This is a genomic window from Nocardioides sp. NPDC057772 (assembly GCF_042798075.1).
Taxonomy (GTDB): Bacteria; Actinomycetota; Actinomycetes; order Propionibacteriales; family Nocardioidaceae; genus Nocardioides.
This window is the reverse complement of the sequence record NZ_JBHVKN010000037.1, coordinates 19,501-35,509: the sequence shown is the minus strand read 5'-3', so window position 1 is coordinate 35,509 and position 16,009 is coordinate 19,501. Positions and strand designations below refer to the sequence as shown.

14 protein-coding genes are annotated in these 16,009 nt (G+C 68.4%); 3 read left to right on the top strand and 11 right to left on the bottom strand.

Annotated elements, in window-relative coordinates:
• Nucleotides 1-17: 17 nt before the first annotated feature.
• From ACFVJS_RS09415 to ACFVJS_RS09390, 6 genes are all read right to left on the bottom strand, one after another.
• Nucleotides 18-860, bottom strand: a complete 843-nt coding sequence (locus ACFVJS_RS09415) for a PadR family transcriptional regulator (RefSeq protein WP_378878732.1) — start codon at nt 858-860, stop codon at nt 18-20.
• Nucleotides 861-1,010: 150 nt separating this feature from the next.
• Nucleotides 1,011-2,312, bottom strand: a complete 1,302-nt coding sequence (locus ACFVJS_RS09410) for a mechanosensitive ion channel (protein WP_378878731.1) — start codon at nt 2,310-2,312, stop codon at nt 1,011-1,013.
• Nucleotides 2,313-2,550: 238 nt separating this feature from the next.
• On the bottom strand, nt 2,551-4,482 hold the full coding sequence (locus ACFVJS_RS09405) for a M3 family metallopeptidase (protein ID WP_378878729.1): 1,932 nt from the start codon (nt 4,480-4,482) through the stop codon (nt 2,551-2,553).
• A gap of 84 nt (nt 4,483-4,566) precedes the next feature.
• Nucleotides 4,567-4,929 (bottom strand): YciI family protein, encoded by a 363-nt coding sequence (locus tag ACFVJS_RS09400; protein ID WP_378878728.1) that lies wholly within the window; start codon nt 4,927-4,929, stop codon nt 4,567-4,569.
• Between the two features lie 98 nt (nt 4,930-5,027).
• Nucleotides 5,028-6,266, bottom strand: coding sequence for an RNA polymerase sigma factor (locus ACFVJS_RS09395; protein ID WP_378878726.1), 1,239 nt, complete (start codon nt 6,264-6,266; stop codon nt 5,028-5,030).
• 7 nt (nt 6,267-6,273) lie between these two features.
• Entirely contained in the window at nt 6,274-6,648 is a 375-nt protein-coding gene (locus ACFVJS_RS09390; protein WP_378878724.1) for a YciI family protein, read from the bottom strand.
• Between the two features lie 150 nt (nt 6,649-6,798).
• Between ACFVJS_RS09390 and ACFVJS_RS09385 the strand changes: the two genes are divergently transcribed.
• Complete coding sequence (locus ACFVJS_RS09385) at nt 6,799-8,106, top strand: MFS transporter (protein ID WP_378878722.1); 1,308 nt, start codon at nt 6,799-6,801, stop codon at nt 8,104-8,106.
• Here the strand turns inward: ACFVJS_RS09385 and ACFVJS_RS09380 are convergent.
• The 5 genes from ACFVJS_RS09380 to ACFVJS_RS09360 all read right to left on the bottom strand — a co-directional run bounded on the left by ACFVJS_RS09380 (nt 8,035) and on the right by ACFVJS_RS09360 (nt 13,519).
• Entirely contained in the window at nt 8,035-8,916 is an 882-nt protein-coding gene (locus tag ACFVJS_RS09380) for an alpha/beta fold hydrolase (RefSeq protein ID WP_378878720.1), read from the bottom strand. The genes ACFVJS_RS09385 and ACFVJS_RS09380 overlap by 72 nt on opposite strands.
• 175 nt (nt 8,917-9,091) lie before the next feature.
• A complete protein-coding gene (locus ACFVJS_RS09375) occupies nt 9,092-10,195 on the bottom strand; it encodes a glycosyltransferase family 2 protein (protein WP_378878718.1) in 1,104 nt (367 codons plus the stop codon).
• Between the two features lie 20 nt (nt 10,196-10,215).
• On the bottom strand, nt 10,216-11,601 hold the full coding sequence (locus ACFVJS_RS09370; RefSeq protein WP_378878716.1) for a purple acid phosphatase family protein: 1,386 nt from the start codon (nt 11,599-11,601) through the stop codon (nt 10,216-10,218).
• A gap of 74 nt (nt 11,602-11,675) precedes the next feature.
• Nucleotides 11,676-12,584: a pseudouridine-5'-phosphate glycosidase gene (locus ACFVJS_RS09365; protein WP_378878715.1), complete on the bottom strand. Its 909-nt coding sequence runs from the start codon at nt 12,582-12,584 to the stop codon at nt 11,676-11,678.
• Nucleotides 12,581-13,519 (bottom strand): carbohydrate kinase family protein, encoded by a 939-nt coding sequence (locus ACFVJS_RS09360; RefSeq protein WP_378878713.1) that lies wholly within the window; start codon nt 13,517-13,519, stop codon nt 12,581-12,583. Before ACFVJS_RS09360 ends, ACFVJS_RS09365 begins: the two co-directional genes overlap by 4 nt.
• A gap of 243 nt (nt 13,520-13,762) precedes the next feature.
• Between ACFVJS_RS09360 and ACFVJS_RS09355 the strand changes: the two genes are divergently transcribed.
• Both ACFVJS_RS09355 and ACFVJS_RS09350 read left to right on the top strand, forming a co-directional pair.
• Entirely contained in the window at nt 13,763-15,490 is a 1,728-nt protein-coding gene (locus ACFVJS_RS09355) for a hypothetical protein (RefSeq protein ID WP_378878711.1), read from the top strand.
• Nucleotides 15,424-15,963, top strand: a complete 540-nt coding sequence (locus ACFVJS_RS09350; protein ID WP_378878709.1) for a hypothetical protein — start codon at nt 15,424-15,426, stop codon at nt 15,961-15,963. Before ACFVJS_RS09355 ends, ACFVJS_RS09350 begins: the two co-directional genes overlap by 67 nt.
• Nucleotides 15,964-16,009 lie beyond the last annotated feature (46 nt).

Genomic DNA, 16,009 nt, shown 5'->3' with positions numbered 1-16,009 from the left:
CCTGACATCGGCAGGCATCAGACCTTCGGCTCGGGGCCGGAGTCGTCGCCGTCGTCCGTCCCCTCGGCCTCGTCGATCTGCTCCGCGGTGACGGTGTGCTCGTCATCACCGGCGGCGAGGAGGCCGTAGAGCTTGCGGCGGGTGTCGGCGAGGATGTCGGCCGCCGCCTGGCGCTGGGCGTCGGTGCCGGAGGTGGCGAGCTGCCACACGGCCGGGAGCACCTGGGCGAGCTCGCCGCCGAGGATCCCGAAGCCGGCGAGGTCGCCGACGCCCTGAGCCCCGCGGCCACCACGGGCACCGGCCCGGGCGTTGTCGACGGCCTTGTCGAACGGCTTCCATACGGCGGCCAGCTCGTCGCTGTGCTCGGCGGCGTAGGTCTTGCCGGCCTCGGTCAGCCGGATCGCCCGACGGCCGTGCTCGTCGTCGGACTCCACGAGGCCCTCGTCCTCGAGCTGCTGGATGGTCGGGTAGACCGAGCCGGGGCTCGGCCGCCACTCACCCGAGCTGCGCTCCGAGATCTGCTGGATCACCTGGTAGCCGTTGATGACCTGGCCCTGCTCGGCCGCCTCGGCCATCACGTAGATGATCGCCGAGCGTACGTCACCGCGACGGACCCGGGGACCGGGACGCTGCGGGGGCTGGTTGTCGAAGCCGAGCAGCGCCGCGATCCACGGCGGCGGACCAGCCGGTCCGCGACCGCGACCGTGGTGGCCGCCCTGCCATCCGGGCCCACCCCAACCGGGCCCGCCCCAGCCAGGACCACCCTGCCAGCCATGGGAGCGGCGCGGGCCGCCCTTGCCGAACTCTCGACCGATCTGGTCGATCCACTCACCCCAGGGGTTGCTGTTGTTGTAAGTCATCAGTGTCTCTCTCATTCTGAAGTCTGGATCGCGTGCCTTCGCGATATATCGTGATCTTACGCGGCCCTTCACACCCGTTCAAGCGAAATGAAGGGAGCCCCCGGAAATCCGGGGGCTCCCTGACTCAGACCCTGACGGTCGTCGCTGCGATCAGACGCCTGGCGTCTGGGGCGGCGGCGGGGTCTGGGGCGTGGTCGGCGTGCTGGCCGCGCGCGCACCCTCCGCCTGGAGCCGCTCCAGCTGGCGTGCGGCCGCGTCGCGACCACCCAGGCCGAAGGCGAGGGCCGCGGCAGCGGCACCACCGACGACCACGGCACCGAAGCCGAGGTTGATGATCGAGTCGGCCAGGCCCATGAACTTCAGCCCGATGGCGACGAACAGCGCGATCGTGGCGTACTTCAGGATCTGCGAGGCCGCGCCGGAGACCAGCTTGGCGATCGTCGTCGCGATGAAGAAGCCGGCAGCGATGATCGCCGCACCGAAGATGACCTTGCCACCCAGCTCGAGCACCTCGCTGATGAAGGCGGTGATCTGCGGGAAGTCGAGCATCTGAGCAGCCATCACGGCGAAAAACAGCACGATGCCGATCTGCACGATCTTGGTGATCGCCGGGGTGGCGCTCTTGTCGGCAGGGAGCACGTCCATCGAGTGCAGCGAACGGTCCAGACCGACGCCGTCCACGATGCCACCGATGAGGTCGGCGGCGAAGCGAGCGATGAAGACGCCGATCGCGAGCAGGATGCCCGCAGCGATGATCTTCGGGATGGCCGCCAGGATCATGTCGAGCATGTCGGTGGCCGGGTCGGAGATCGACCGGATGCCCAGGATCTGCAGGGCGGCGATCGCGACCATGATCATGATCATCGAGTAGAGGACCAGGCCGATGACCTTGACGATCTGGCGACCCTGCGAGGCACCCGAGGAAGCCGCGGATCCCGCCGGTGCGCTCTCCGTCGCCTGACCCGACACCCGGGTGCGGTTCGGGTCGACGCCGACCGTGGCGTCCATCGTGTCGCTCGCCTTGCGAGCGCCGTCACCGAGCCAACGGTCCCACGGCAGCGCCCCAAGGGCGGTCTCGACGAGCTGGCGCACCACCTTGGCGAGCAGCGCACCGACGATGAACACGAAGATGGCCCCGATGAGGTTCGGCAGGAACCCGAGGATCCCGTCGAGCAACCCCTGGATCGGTGCGAGCACCTGCGAGAGCCCAAAGAGCTGCAGCAGCGCAATCAGACCGAATAGCCAGACGAGTAGGGCTGCGACCGACCCGAGACTCGCGCCGATGCTGTCGCCGTCCGAGCCGGCCCTCTGGAGCACTCCGATCTTCGAGGTCAGCTTCTTGAACGCCCACGCGACGATCTTGGCGATGATCCACGTGACGACGAGGATGGCAATGGCGGCAAGCACCTTGCCACCGAGAGTCACCCAGTCGATGTCCTTCAAGGCATCCATCTATCTCTCCCCCTATACGGGTATTGAATTCAGGGTGCCTGGGAATCGACGCGCAGTCCCGAGTGGCGCACGCAACAGGCACCTCTGCTACAAAGACGTTTACCTAGCCAGGCTCAAGACGCAAGTTTGCCGCTCCAACGGACGCAAAAAGCGTCAACCTTTACGAAATCCCGACACCGAGAGCCTGCTACATCTCCGCAGCGGATGTACCCGTATTTGCCGTCGCTTATGCCAAGCGTCAGGCGACCAACCAGGCGGCGTAGGCGTCGAAACCGTAGGGACGGCCGAGGAAGTCGGCCACCAGATCGGCCGCATCCTTTTCGCCACCACGAGCCAGCACGAGATCGCGGTAACGCCCGGCCACCTCGGGGTCGAACAGGTCGTCTGGGTCGAAAGCGCTGAAGAGATCCTTGGCGATCACCAGCGACCACATATACGTGTAATACCCCGAGGAGTAACCGCCGAGGTGTCCGAAATTGGCGAAGAAGTGGGTGCCGTCGAGATAGGGATAGGGCGAGTACGCCGCCTGCAGCTCCTGCAGGCGCTTGGTGAGGTCCGCGGGCTGTTCCTTGTGGAACCAGTAGGAGATCGCCGCGTAGAACATCTGCTGCCGGGCGTGGTAGCCCTTGCCGAAGTCGTCCGCGGCCCGCATCCGCGCCACCAGGTCGGCCGGGATCGGCTCGCCGGTCTCGTTGGTGGCGAAGGTCTGCAGCACGTCGGCGTCCCAGGCCCACTCCTCGAGCATCTGGCTGGGCGCCTCGACGAAGTCCCACTCCGTCGCGACGCCGGAGAACCGCGCCCACTCGCCCTGCCCGCCCAGGACGTGGTGGATCAGGTGGCCGAACTCGTGGAACAGGGTCACCACGTGGTCGTGCTCCATCAGGCCACGCGAGAAGTTGCAGACCAGCACGCCCTCGGGCAGCTGCCGCCCCTTCACGCCGGTAGCCAGGTCGAACTGCGCGGCGTGCTTGTACTTGCCCTCGCGGGGATGGAGATCGAGATAGATCCGACCGAGACGCTCCCCACCGTCCTGTTGAAAGACGTCGAAGACGCTCACGTCCTCGTGCCAGGTGACGACGTCGGTGACCGGCTCGTAGCGCAGCCCGAAGAGCCGACCGGTGACGTCCAGCAGACCCTGGTGGACCTTCGCGAAGTCGAAGAACGTACGCACCACCTGGCTGTCGACGTCGTACTTCTCCTGCCGCACGAGCTCCTCGTAGTAGAGCGCGTCGGCCGCGGAGACCGCGCTGGCCCCGGGGACGTCGCGCTCGTAGCGATCGAGGAGCACCTCGAGATCGCGCTTCATCGGACCCTCGGCGGCGCCGGCGATCTTGTCGATGAACTCCGGGATCGCCCGCCCCTCGCCGATCATCTTCACCTCGGCGTCGAAGGCCGGCCAGTCCTCGTAGCCGACCAGCGTGGCCAGCTCGTGCCGCAGCGCGAACATCTCCTTGAGGACCGCGTCGTTGTGCGGCCAGCCGCGCTCGAGGCCGGCCACCGTGACGGCGCGACGGACCGCGGGGTCCTTCGCGAACATCCGGATCGGAAGGGCATCGGGGTAGTCGGTGGTGATCTCCACGAGCCCCTTGTCGTTGACCGGGTGCGCCTCCAGCCAGTCGGCCGGCATGCCGTCCAGCTGCTCCGGGGTGGCCGTGGTGATGCGTACGTCGTCCCTGGTCACCCGGGAGAACTCGAGGTTGAGCTCGGTGAGGCGCTCGTTGATCTCGGTGAGGCGGGCGCGGGTGGCGTCGTCACGGTCGACGCCGGCACGGGTGAAGTCCCGCAGCGTCTTCTCCAGGAGCCTGGCGGCGAGCGGGTCGAGCGCTTCTGTCTGCTCCGCCGGCAGATCCGCGAAAACCTGGTAGAGCGTCCTGTCCTGGGTGAGCTCGGTGCGCACCCGGTCGACCTCGACCTCGGTGTCCTCGCACGCGGTGCGGACCGCCTCGACCGGGTGCACGTTGGCGAGCAGCCCGGCCAGACCGCCGAGCGAGCCGAGCTCGAGGGAGAGCTGGTCCCACGCTTTCAACACGTCGATCGCCCGGCTCGGCGGCGCGGTCCGCAGCTGCTGGGCAAGCTCACGCACGTGGGCCAGCGTCTGCGACGTACGCTCCTTGACCCAGGTCTCCGCGGCGTCGGTCTCGGGCAGGGCGAGTGGCTGCGGCGAACTCATGGGGTCCAGTGTCATGCCAGCAAGCCTGCCACGACCCGGAACGCTTCGCCGCCGAGATCCGGCGAAGCGTTCCAGGGGCCGGACTCAGTCGTCCGAGCCGAACAGATCCGGGAACCGATGGACCTCTTGAGGCCAGTCGAGCACGACCGCCAGCCGGCCTGCCCAGTAGCGCGCAGCCTCTTCGTCGGGGACGTCGATGACGCAGAAGCCGCCGAGGTGCTCCTTGGTCTCGACGTAGGGCCCGTCGGTGAAGATCGGCTTGCCGTTGCTGGCCTCGACGCTGAAGAGCGCGGTCGAGGCGTCGAGGGCGCCGTTGCCGTAGACGAAGACACCGGCCGACTTCATCTCCTCGATCACGGCCATCGAGGTCTCGCTCTTGTGCTGCAGCTCCTCCGTCGTGTGTTCGGGAACCCACTCGTCGTTGAACGCGATCAGGTATTCGGGCATGCGTATCGTCTCCTCGCCTCCGGGGCGGTCCGGTGACCGCCACTCACTCCTGCTACGAACGCATCTGCCCTGATCCGACAGCCACGGTCGAAATTTCGTCAAGTACGTCCGAGCTGGTCCCTGCGCCGGGTCAGCAGCGCGACCTCGGCGGCGTTCTCGGCGAGCTCGATGGCCCGGTCGTACGCCGCTCGCGAGTCGGCGCTGCGACCGAGCCGGCGCAGCAGGTCGGCCCGGGTGGCGTGGAATGCGTGGTAGTCGTCCAGGTCGAGCCGGTCGATCTCTGCCAGCGCGACCTCCGGACCGTCCAGCTCGGCGACCGCGATCGCACGGTTGAGTCGGACGATCGGTGAGGCGTCGACCCGGATCATCTGGTCGTAGAGCGCGACGATCTGGGACCAGTCGGTGTCACGGGCGTCGCGCACCGAGGTGTGGACGGCGTTGATGGCGGCCAGGATCTGGTAACGGCCGGGCCGTGGGCCGCCGTTCGCGACGGCCGCGAGCCGCTCGCGCACCAGTGCATGGCCCTCGGCGATCAGCGCGAGGTCCCACGAGCCGCGGTCCTGCTCGTCGAGCCGGACGAGCTCGCCGGTGGCCGAGACCCGAGCCGTACGCCGCGCCTCGATCAGCAGCATCAGGGCCAGCAGGCCGGCGACCTCGCCGTCGTCGGGAAGCAGGACACGGACCAGCCGGGTCAGTCGGATCGCCTCGGCGGTCAGGTCGCCGCGTACGGAGTTCTCGTGGTCGCCGGAGGAGAGATAGCCCTCGTTGAAGACCAGGAACAGGACCGCCAGGACGCCCGAGACCCGCTCGGGGAGATCGGCCGCCTCCGGGACGCGGTAGGGGATGTGGGCGGCCTTGATCTTGTTCTTCGCGCGGGTGATCCGCTGGCCCATGGTGGTCTCCTGGACCAGGAAGGCCTTGGCGATCTCGGGCACGGTCAGGCCGCCGACCATGCGCAGCGTCAGCGCGACCCGGGCTTCGGGCGCGAGCGCGGGGTGGCAGCAGGTGAACAGCAGCCGGAGCCGGTCGTCCTCGATCGCGCCGAGAGGCTCGTGCGGGGTGTCATCATGCATCGCGACGGCCTCCTTCTGCTTGTCGTCACGCTTGGACTCGCGGCGGATCCGGTCGATCGCGCGGCGGTTGGCGGTGGTGGTGAGCCACGCGCCGGGGTTGGGCGGGATGCCGTCGAGCGGCCAGCGCTCGACAGCGACCGTGAATGCCTCGGCCGCGGCCTCCTCGGCGATGTCGAGATCGCCGAAGCGCTTGGCGAGGCTGGCGACCACCCGTGCCCACTCCTCTTGGTGGGCCCGGGTGATCGCCTCATCGACCTCGATCAACGGCGGTTCACGCCTCGGGGCCGGTCTGCATCGGACGCACCTCGACCTTGCCGAGGCATGCCGCCGACGCCTCGGCGGCCAGCTTGAGTGCGACGTCGAGGTCGGGAACGTCGATGATCCAGAAACCGGCCATGTATTCCTTGGCCTCGGCGTAGGGGCCGTCGGTGATGATCGGCTTGTCGCCCTGGCCGTCGACCACGGTCGCCGTCTTGGCGGCATCAAGGCCATCGGCGAAGACGAAGTAGCCCTCCTGCTGGAGCTTGTCGTTGAACTTCCCGGTCGCCTCGAACGAGGCCATCATCTCCTCCTGCGAGGCGTAGCCGTAGTGCTCCTTCTCGTAGTCCGAGTCGGGACCCCAGACGGACAGCAGGTACTTGGCCATGGTGCTCTCTCCTTCGTTTCTGACGGCCTCGGTGACCGTCTCTCACCCTTGCTACGAACGTCTACATCCGTATCCGACACCCGACATCGAAATTTCTCCAGGTAAATTCATTCGCTTAGCATGGGTAATCATGTTGAAGGCCCCACAGCGGTGAGCATCGCCGACAAGCTCCGCGGCGCCGTCGCCGATACCCGCCCCCTCCAGGAGGCGCACTTCCGACGCCTGTGGATCGCCGGCATCATCACCATGATCGGCGCGCAGCTGACCGTGGTCGCGGTGCCGGCACAGATCTACGCGGACACCGGCTCGTCGGCGTACGTCGGGCTGACGGGGGTCTTCGGACTGGTTCCGCTCATCGTCTTCGGCCTCTACGGCGGCGCGCTCGCGGACCATTTCGACCGGCGTACGATCCTGATGGTCTCGACCACGGGGCTGATCGTCACCAGCGCGCTCTTCTGGCTCCAGTCCGCGCTCGGCAACACCAACGTCTGGGTGCTGTTGTCGCTCTTCGCCGTGCAGCAGGCCTTCTTCGCGGTCAACCAGCCGACCCGGAACTCGCTGCTGCCGAAGATCCTGCCCGCGCACCTGCTCCCGGCCGCCAACTCGCTCAGCATGACGGTCTTCCAGGCGGGGGCGATCGCCGGGCCGCTGGTCGCCGGGGTGATGCTGCCGCTCACCGGATTCACCTGGCTGTACGCCATCGACACCGTCACGCTCTTCGCGACCCTCTACGCGGTCGTGCTGCTGCCGCGGATACCCGTCGACGGCGCCGGCGCCAAGGTGCCCGGACTCAAGTCGGTGTGGGACGGCTTCGCCTATCTTCGCCACCAGCCGGTGCTGCTGATGAGCTTCGTGGTCGACCTGATCGCGATGGTCTTCGCCATGCCGCGGGCGCTGTTCCCGCAGATCGCCCACGAGTCCTTCGGCGGACCCTCGGAGGGCGGGATCGCGTTCGCGCTGCTCTTCGCGGCCATCCCGGCCGGCGCGGTGATCGGCGGGATCTTCTCGGGCTGGGTCTCCAGGATCGAGGCCCAGGGGCGGGTGGTCATCTGGTGCATCGCCGTGTGGGCGCTCGGGATCACCCTGTTCGGGCTCACCGTCGCGTTCGCGGATCACGTCACGACGCTCATGCTGGGCCTCGGGGTGCTCTTCCTGATGGTGGCCGGCGCCGCCGACGTGGCCTCGGCCGCGATCCGGATGTCGATGCTGCAGTCGGCGGCCGACGACAACGTACGCGGCCGGTTGCAGGGCGTCTTCACGGTGGTGGTCGCGGGTGGCCCGCGCGTGGCCGACGTCCTTCACGGCGGTGCGGCAGCCGTGGTCGGCACCGCGATCGCGACCACCGGAGGCGGCCTGCTCAACCTCCTCGGGATCGCGCTGTGTGCGCTACTGGTCCCGAGCTTCCTCGCCTACCGGGTCAACCGGCCCGCGCCCGCCGAGGACGAACTCGCGAAGTAGCCCGGCGAGCAGCTCGGGCTGGTCGATCGGCACCAGCGTGGAGGAGTCCTTGACGATCTCGAGCCGCGCGTCGGGGTAGTGCTCGGCCAGCCGCGGACCGTGCTCGGCAGGCATCATCGTGTCCTGGTCTGCCCAGACGACCAGCACCGGCTTGGTGAACTTCTGCTGCCCCTCGGCCAGCTCGAGCAGCTTGTCGCGGCCCGGAGCGCCGCCCGCGAACTTGATGAAGTCGCGGCGGATCGCCCGGTCGGTCAACGCCGGCGCGAACCAGCCGTGGACCAGGTCGTCGTAGAGGTGGTAGTCCTTGTCGACCGACATCCCGCCGTAGCCGCCGCGGGCCTGCCGGAACCGCTCCATGCGGAGCAGCTGGAGAGCCGCGGTGAACAGCGGCGGCACCTTGGAGAGCACCGCCAGCGGCCGGGCCGCCTTCGGCGGGTAGTTGTCGAAGGCCTCGCACGCCACCAGCGCCAGCCGCCCGATGCGGTCGGTGCGGCCCTCGTTGATGAGGAACTGGCCGCCGCCCCAGTCGTTGAGGACGAGGGTGACGTCGTTGAGGTCGAGCGCGTCGAGGAAGTCACCGAGGATGTTGGCCACGCCGAGCTGACTGAGGTCGGCGTCGGGGTTCATCGGCTTGCGGTGGCCGCCGAGCGGCAGGGTCGGCCGGATCACCCGGAACCCGCCGAGATAGGGCATCGCACGACGCCACAGACGGCCGTCCATCGGCACTCCGTGGAGGAGCACGAGGACAGGACCGTCACCGCCGGTATCCTCGAAATCGATCGGACCGGCCGTCAGCTCGACGCTGGGCATTCAGTGGGCTCCTCGAAGCAACGACGTGGGGTGCCCACACCTTGCCCCCGGGGGAACCCCCGCGCAACGGGAATCGCCCAATTCCCGACGCATCCGGGCACATCGCGGGTCTTAAGTCCCTGAGCCCCCAGGACCTTCTGATACACCCTGGGGCTTCCGGCATGACTCCCGTGGGTCAGAGACCGACCGGCAGGTCCTCCGCGGCAGCGAACGCCTGGATCGCCTTGGCCGGGCCGCGCTCGTCGATCATCTCGATGAGGTCGGCGAGGTCGCTGCGGCGGTCCTGGGCGACCAACCAGGCCATCAGACGCTGGCCACGCGGGACGGTGGTCTCCTCGAAGGGGACACCGGCGTCGTACCAGAGCTCGAGGACGGCCTCGCGGAGCAGCGACCAGTAGCGGTCGGGGTCCTCGGTGGTGGGGCTGACGGCCGCGCGGAAGTGCTCCCACATGTCGATCGGGAGGATCTCGGTGCGCAGCGTCCGCATCAGCCTCGTGGATCCCGAGGCCGCCACCAGCTCGACGGTCTGCCGCTTGGTGGTGATCCGCTCGACCAGGTTGGCGATCTGGGCGCGCTTCTGGGTGGCGGAGGAGAGGTCGGAGCGGACCCGCCAGTCGTAGACGACGTCGGTGAGGATGTCGAAGGTCCGGGCGGTCAGGAACGCCTTGGTCAGGGCCACCTGGTCCTGGTAGCGGGTGCGCTCGGGGAAGGTGATGTCGTTGTCGGTCCAGAAGGAGCGCCGGAAGATCTTGTTCCACACGAAGACGTCCGCGAGCATCAGCGGCGCGTCCTCGATCCGGCACTTGAGGCGCGTGCGGGTGTGGTTGCGGCGCATCAGCGGGGTGACGTACCTCCGCTCCTCGCCGTTCTCGACGGTGACGCGCTCGGCGGAGCCGACCGCGAAGTCGGAGCCCGTACGCCGCAGCGTCTTGATCATCGAGCTCCAGGCGTCGCGGGGCAGGATGTCGTCGGGGTCGACGAAGGTGAGCAGCTCACCCGTGGCGGCCTCGATCCCGGTGTGACGGGCGATCGAGACGCCGGAGTTGGGCTGGCTGATCAGCGTGACCCGAGGGTCCTTCGCGGCGATGTCCTCGACGATCTCGGCCGAGCCGTCGGTCGAGCCGTCGTCGACGACGACGACCTCGATGGCGCAGACCTCGCGCAGGGGTTGGCGCAGGATGCTGTCGAGGCTGTCCGCGACGTAGTCGGCCACGTTGTAGACCGGTACGACCACGCTCAGCAGCCTCGGCTTCCTCCTTCTGATTCCCCCCACGCGCATAGACTCTAAAGGGGCACGCATCAACGCGACCTAGCGATGGTGAGCGTGTCGACCTCGGAGCCGTCCGAGGCGATCACCTCGAGGACGAGCCTGGCCTGCCCGTGGGCATCGCGCGGATGCGCGTCGAAGAACGCCACCGAGTGGGTCGCGTCGCCGACCGCGCGGTAGGTGGTCGGCTCAGGGATCTTCAGGCCGTTCTTGTCGGTGTAGTAGGAGAGCACCGGAAGGACGTCGGGGTAGGTCGAGCCGCCCCCGCCGCCGGCGGTGATGTAGATCGTGCCCTGCTCGGTGTCGACCGTGGAGCCGCGCGGCGCCTCCTGCACCGGCTTGCCGGCCCGCATCAGGTGGGTGCGCTCGTAGCAGTGGTTGTGGCCGTTGATCACCACGTCGACCTGGTAGCGGTCGAAGAGCGCCTCCCAGCGGTCACGGATGCCACCGTCGGAGGCGTGCGCGATGTTGGTGCAGTACGCGCACTGGTGGAAGCCGACCAGGATGAAGTCGATGTCGTCACGCGCCCGGAAGTCGGCCAGCCGCTGCTCCAGCCAGCTGTCCAGAGCCGCGCCGAGGTAACCCGCGTTCCGCGTGTACTCGTAGGTCGCGTCGTTGCCGTCGAGCGCGATGAAGGCGACGTTGCCCCGGACGAAGGAGTAGGTCTCCTGACCGCTGCCGGCACCGTTGCCGGGGTGGCGGAAGCGGGCGCGGTAGCCGTCGTAACCGAGCTCGCCGTTGCCGTTCTCCATCTCGTGGTTGCCGACCACGGTCATCCACGGGATCGCGTTGGCGCTGGGCTGGATCTGGGTCAGGAACTCGTCCCAGACACCGAAGTCCTGCTGCAGCTCGCCGCTCTTGCCCTGACCACCGGTGTCGGCATAGGCGATGTCGCCGACGACGAACGCGAACTCGGCGCCCTGCTGGCGGATCAGGTTCACGTTGCGTACGGCGTCCTCGGCCACGCCCATGTCGCCGAAGGCGGCGAAGCGGAAGCTCTCCCTGCCCTTGGGGGCGGTGGTGAACGAGCCCCTGGTCGGCGTGCCCCCGTCGTGGCTGAGCCGGTAGTAGTAGCGCGTGCCGGGCTTCAGGTCGCTGAGGTCGACGTGGTGGTAGACGCTGTCGACGCGGATGGAGGAGAGCGACTCGGGACGGAGGGTGAGCCCGTAGTCGGGCGTGACACCGAGGTCGAGTCGCGGCGCCTTCACCGAACCGGCCGTCGACCAGGACACGTTCATCTGCCTGACCGGGTTGGCCCCGTAGGACAGATGTACGCCGGTGGCCGGTGCGGCCGACCTGGCCGCCTGCGTCCACAGCATCGGGCCGGCGACGACTCCGGCGCCACCGATCAGGCCGGTCTTGAGCAGGGTGCGCCTGGACGGGCCGATTCTGGGGCCGGAGTGGGGGCTGACGGTCACGGGAGGATCAACGCATAGGTAGGCGAGACGTTAGGCCGCGTGCGGTGTCTCCGGGGTGAACGAGTGGTGAGAAGTTAGCGGATCGCAGCGTGGGACGCGGCCATTCGAGCCCCGAACGCCGCGTTGTCACGTACGAGCGCGATGTTGGTCGCCAGCGAGTCGCCGCCGGTCAGCTCGACGATCCGGGCCAGCAGGAACGGGGTGATGTCCTTGCCGTGGATGTCGCGGGCGTCGGCGTCGGCGAGCGCCTGGTCGATGTGCTTCCCGATCACCTCGGCGGGGATCTCGTCGGCGGCGGGGACCGGGTTGGCGATGACCAGGCCGCTGGGCAGCCCGAGGTCCCAGGTGGCCTGCATGACCGCGGCGGCCTCGTCGGGGCCGTCGATGCGCAGCGGCGCCGGGAAGCCGGAGCGGCGGGAGTAGAACGCCGGGAACTCGTCGCTGCCGTTGACCAGGACCGGCACCCCGTAGGTCTCCAGCGTCTCCAGGGTCAGCCCGATGTCGAGGATCGACTTCACCCCGGCGCTCACCACCGCGACCGGTGTGCGGGCGAGCTCGGTCAGGTCGGCGGAGATGTCGAAGGACTCGCTCGCGCCCCGGTGCACGCCACCGAGTCCACCGGTCACGAACGTCCTGATCCCGACCATCGCCGCCAGGCGCATCGTCGCGGCGACCGTGGTCGCCCCGTGGAGCCCGCGGGCGACGACGTAGGGAAGGTCGCGGACGCTGACCTTGGTCACGTCGGGGTCGGAGGCGAGGAGCTCGAGGTCGTCGTGGGACAGGCCGGCCCGAGGGATGCCGTCGAGCAGCGCGATCGTGGCCGGGACGGCACCGTTGTCGCGCACGATCTGCTCGACCTCGACGGCCATCTTCACGTTGTCGGGGTAGGGCATGCCGTGACTGATGATCGTCGACTCCAACGCGACGACCGGGCGTCCTTCGGCGAGCGCCGTCCCAACCTCCTCGGTGAGCCGGACCTTCATGCCAGGTCCCTCACCAGGGACTCGCTGAGGTCCATCCGGACGGTGTCGTGGGTGCCACAGGTGAGCGCTGCCGCGGCGTGGCCGAAACGCGCCGCCTCGACCAGGTCGACCTCGCGGAGCAGCTCGTGGGTGAACGCGGCGAGCATCGCGTCGCCGGCGCCGGTCACGTCGACGACGTCGGTCGGCACGGCGGGGAGCTCCTGGTAGACGTCGTTGTAGCTGATCACCGACCCGCGGGCACCCAGGCGCACCCAGACGACGCCGACCCCGCGGTCGTGCAGCGAGTGGACCGCCTTCTCGATCTCCGCGTCGGTGCCGGCGGGCAGGTCGGTCAGCGCGGCCAGCTCGGCCTGGTTGGGTGTGACCAGGTAGAGCTCGCGATCGGCCCGGATCAGGTCACGCGCGCGGCGCGCCTTCGGCACCGAGACGGGGTCGAAGCCGACCGGCACGTCGAAGTCGTGGGCGAGGTCGATCGCCACCTCGGCGGTGCGGACCGGGATGTTGCCCTCGACGAGCACCCCGCGAGCGTTCTTGATCAGGTCGCGGGCAGCCTCCACCACCAGCGGCGAGAACTCGTCGGTCGCGGCCATGTCGGCCACCGCGACCACCAGCTCGCCGGAAGGGTCGAGCACGGCGTTGTAGGTGCCGGTGCGTACGTCTGCCCGACGGCGCACGTAGGTGCAGTCGACACCGACGTCCTCGGTGTAGCTGATCACCTCGTCGCCGATCGGGTCGTCGCCGACGACCGAGACCAGCGCCACCGAGTCACCCAGACGCGCGAGGTTCTCGGCGACGTTGCGGCCGACCCCACCAGGCGAGAGTCCGGCGGATCCGGACATGCTCGAACCCATCACCACCTGCTCGTGTGCACGAGCGTGGAGATCCATGTTGGAGCCGCCGATCACGACGATATCTGGCGGAGTTCGCGGGTTCATCACCTGCATCGTAGGTGGGGTCCTCAGATCGCGCCCCCTCATAAAGTATGAACTTGGCGCGGCCCGGACGTGTCCCCGCTCACCCGCCGTCGCCACCGACTGCCGGACAGCGCCGCGCCGCTGATGCTAGATTCCGCCGGTCCGGCGCGAATACGCCTCGCGGCGTATGTGCTCAGGGTCGCCCGGACCACCCCACCCCGGCAGCGCCATCGTCGGCGCTGACCCGTCTCGAAGGCAGCACACATGTCTCTACGTCGGCGCACGATCGCGCTGATCCCCGTCTCGACCCTGGCCTGCATGTTGATCGCGACCGTCGCGTTCGCTCCGACCCCGGCCGTTGCCCAAACCTCCGACGATCCTCTGCCGATCACCCCCGAGCTCGTGTACGCCACCAGCGGCACTGTCCACAACTCGCTCTCGGGCTCGACGGCGTTCGACCCGATCGACGACCGGACCTGGGTCGGGTTCTGCGACCCAGCCGAGGTCGACCCGGAGGAGAGCTATGGCGAGGTGATCATCGAGGCCTGTGACGAGTCGCCGTCCAGCCAGCGCATGGTCTGGACCTTCGACGACCAGAACGTGCTGGCCGAGCTCTCCGCCGACGACATCGTGTCGGCGAGGTTCCAGATGACTGCAGACCTCGCCTGGGTCGACGAGGTCGACTGCCGACAGGGTGCGTTGGAGCTCTACACGGGTGCCGACTGGTCCCAGGAGCCGACGGCCGTGTCGACGTACGCTCCGAGCGGATGTGACGGAGGTGCCCGCACATGGAACGGGTACTTCTCCTTCGACGCCACCGAGCTCGCCAAGCAGGCGGCCTCCGGCGACGGCTCGCTCACCGTCGGCGTCAAGGCGGCCGATGAGACCTGCATGGCCTGCGGCTGGAACCGGATCAAGGTCGGCGCCCTGCAGATCACGTTCAACCGCGCGCCCGCCGACCCGGCGAGTATCCGGGTCGGCACGTCCTACCCGGGCGACCTGCCGTGCACGTCGACCCCTCAATGGCTGAACAGCGACATCTACGCGAGCGCGTACGTCGCCGATCCGGACACTCCGTACCACAGCGGAGAGACGGTGACCGCGACGTTCGAGGTCTTCCCCGCGGGCCAGTCACCTGATGGGACACCGATCTTCCAGCGTACGGCCACGGAGCGGTACGCCGATGCCCGCATCGCCATCGCGATCCCACCCGACGTCCTCAACGACGGCGCCCTTTACGACCTCTGGATCACGTCGAGGGACGGCTATGGCAAGGAGAGCGGCCCGGTCCGCTGCACCTTCGGAGTCGATCGCACCGACCCAGAGCCTCCGACCATCACGCCGGTCGTCGGCGGCGATGCGGTCTACGTCGCGACCGAGCCCCGGGGCGGAGCCGGGGTTCCCGGGTACTTCTGGATCAGCGGCGGCGGCTCGGACGTAGCGACCTACCGGTTCTCAGGCGGTACGAGTGCCTCCTGCGGCACGGGGTCTGCGGCGCCCGCCACCGACACGACCGGGTTCTCCTTCACACCCGACTCCCGGGCTGTGTTCATCGAAGGACGTGTCGTCGCGTGCGCGGTCGACAGGGCCGGCAACTGGAGCCAGACGACGACCTATGTGTTCGACGTCGGGAGCAGCGACACCGCGGTGGCGACGCCGCCGGCGATTACCGTGAGCGGTGCCTCGTCCTACGGTTACGGAAGCACGTACACCTCTGACATCACGCTCAGTGCCGACGCGGCGACGCCCTACGGCGAGGTGACGGTCAGCGAAGGTTCGACCGTCCTCGGGGATGCGACGTTCGACGCGCGTACGAAGTCGGTGACGATCCCGGCGAAGAGGCTCTCGGTCGGTTCTCACACGCTCACCTACACCTACCAGGCGTTCCCGGGCGCGCCGAGGTGGTCGACACGAAGGTCGTCAAGGTGGTCGGTACGTTCGTCGCAGCGACGCCGACGATCAGCGGCACGGCCAAGGTCGGCAAGACCTTGACCGCGTCGCGGGGCACGTGGACCCCGACGCCGAGCACGGTGACGTACGTCTGGAAAGCCGGAACCACGACGCTCAAGTCGAGCACGTCGAATCAGCTGGTCATCCCGGTATCGGCCAAGGGGAAGCAGATCACGGTGAGCGTGATCGGGGCACGGTCGGACTACACGACGAAGACGGTGACCAGTGCGAAGACCGCCACGGTCGCGGCGGGTACTTTCAGCGCTCCGCGTCCCTACCTCAAAGGCACCGTGGAGTACGGCCACACCGTGACCGCTGTGCGCGGGACCTGGTCGCCGTCGCCGTCATCGCTCACCTACGTCTGGAAGATCAACGGAACGGTCGTGAAGCGAGGGACGTCGGCGTCGCTGTTCCTCCGCAAGGCCTGGAACGGCAAGCAGGTCACCGTGACCGTGATCGGCTCCCGGGCGGGTTACACGTCCAAGACGATCACGTCGTACGCGAAGACGATCTGAACCGAGGGTGATGTCGGGAGCGCCACTGCGACGCTCCCGACATCCC

Bases quoted from the DNA above. Each gene is read 5' to 3' on its own strand.
- ACFVJS_RS09360 (WP_378878713.1), bottom strand. From the start codon at position 13,519: ATGAACCCGCGAACTCCGCCAGATATCGTCGTGATCGGCGGCTCCAAC.
- ACFVJS_RS09355 (WP_378878711.1), top strand. From the start codon at position 13,763: ATGTCTCTACGTCGGCGCACGATCGCGCTGATCCCCGTCTCGACCCTG.
- ACFVJS_RS09380 (WP_378878720.1), bottom strand. From the start codon at position 8,916: ATGCCCAGCGTCGAGCTGACGGCCGGTCCGATCGATTTCGAGGATACC.
- ACFVJS_RS09415 (WP_378878732.1), bottom strand. From the start codon at position 860: ATGACTTACAACAACAGCAACCCCTGGGGTGAGTGGATCGACCAGATC.
- ACFVJS_RS09375 (WP_378878718.1), bottom strand. From the start codon at position 10,195: ATGCGCGTGGGGGGAATCAGAAGGAGGAAGCCGAGGCTGCTGAGCGTG.
- ACFVJS_RS09410 (WP_378878731.1), bottom strand. From the start codon at position 2,312: ATGGATGCCTTGAAGGACATCGACTGGGTGACTCTCGGTGGCAAGGTG.
- ACFVJS_RS09390 (WP_378878724.1), bottom strand. From the start codon at position 6,648: ATGGCCAAGTACCTGCTGTCCGTCTGGGGTCCCGACTCGGACTACGAG.
- ACFVJS_RS09400 (WP_378878728.1), bottom strand. From the start codon at position 4,929: ATGCCCGAATACCTGATCGCGTTCAACGACGAGTGGGTTCCCGAACAC.
- ACFVJS_RS09365 (WP_378878715.1), bottom strand. From the start codon at position 12,584: ATGAAGGTCCGGCTCACCGAGGAGGTTGGGACGGCGCTCGCCGAAGGA.
- ACFVJS_RS09405 (WP_378878729.1), bottom strand. From the start codon at position 4,482: ATGAGTTCGCCGCAGCCACTCGCCCTGCCCGAGACCGACGCCGCGGAG.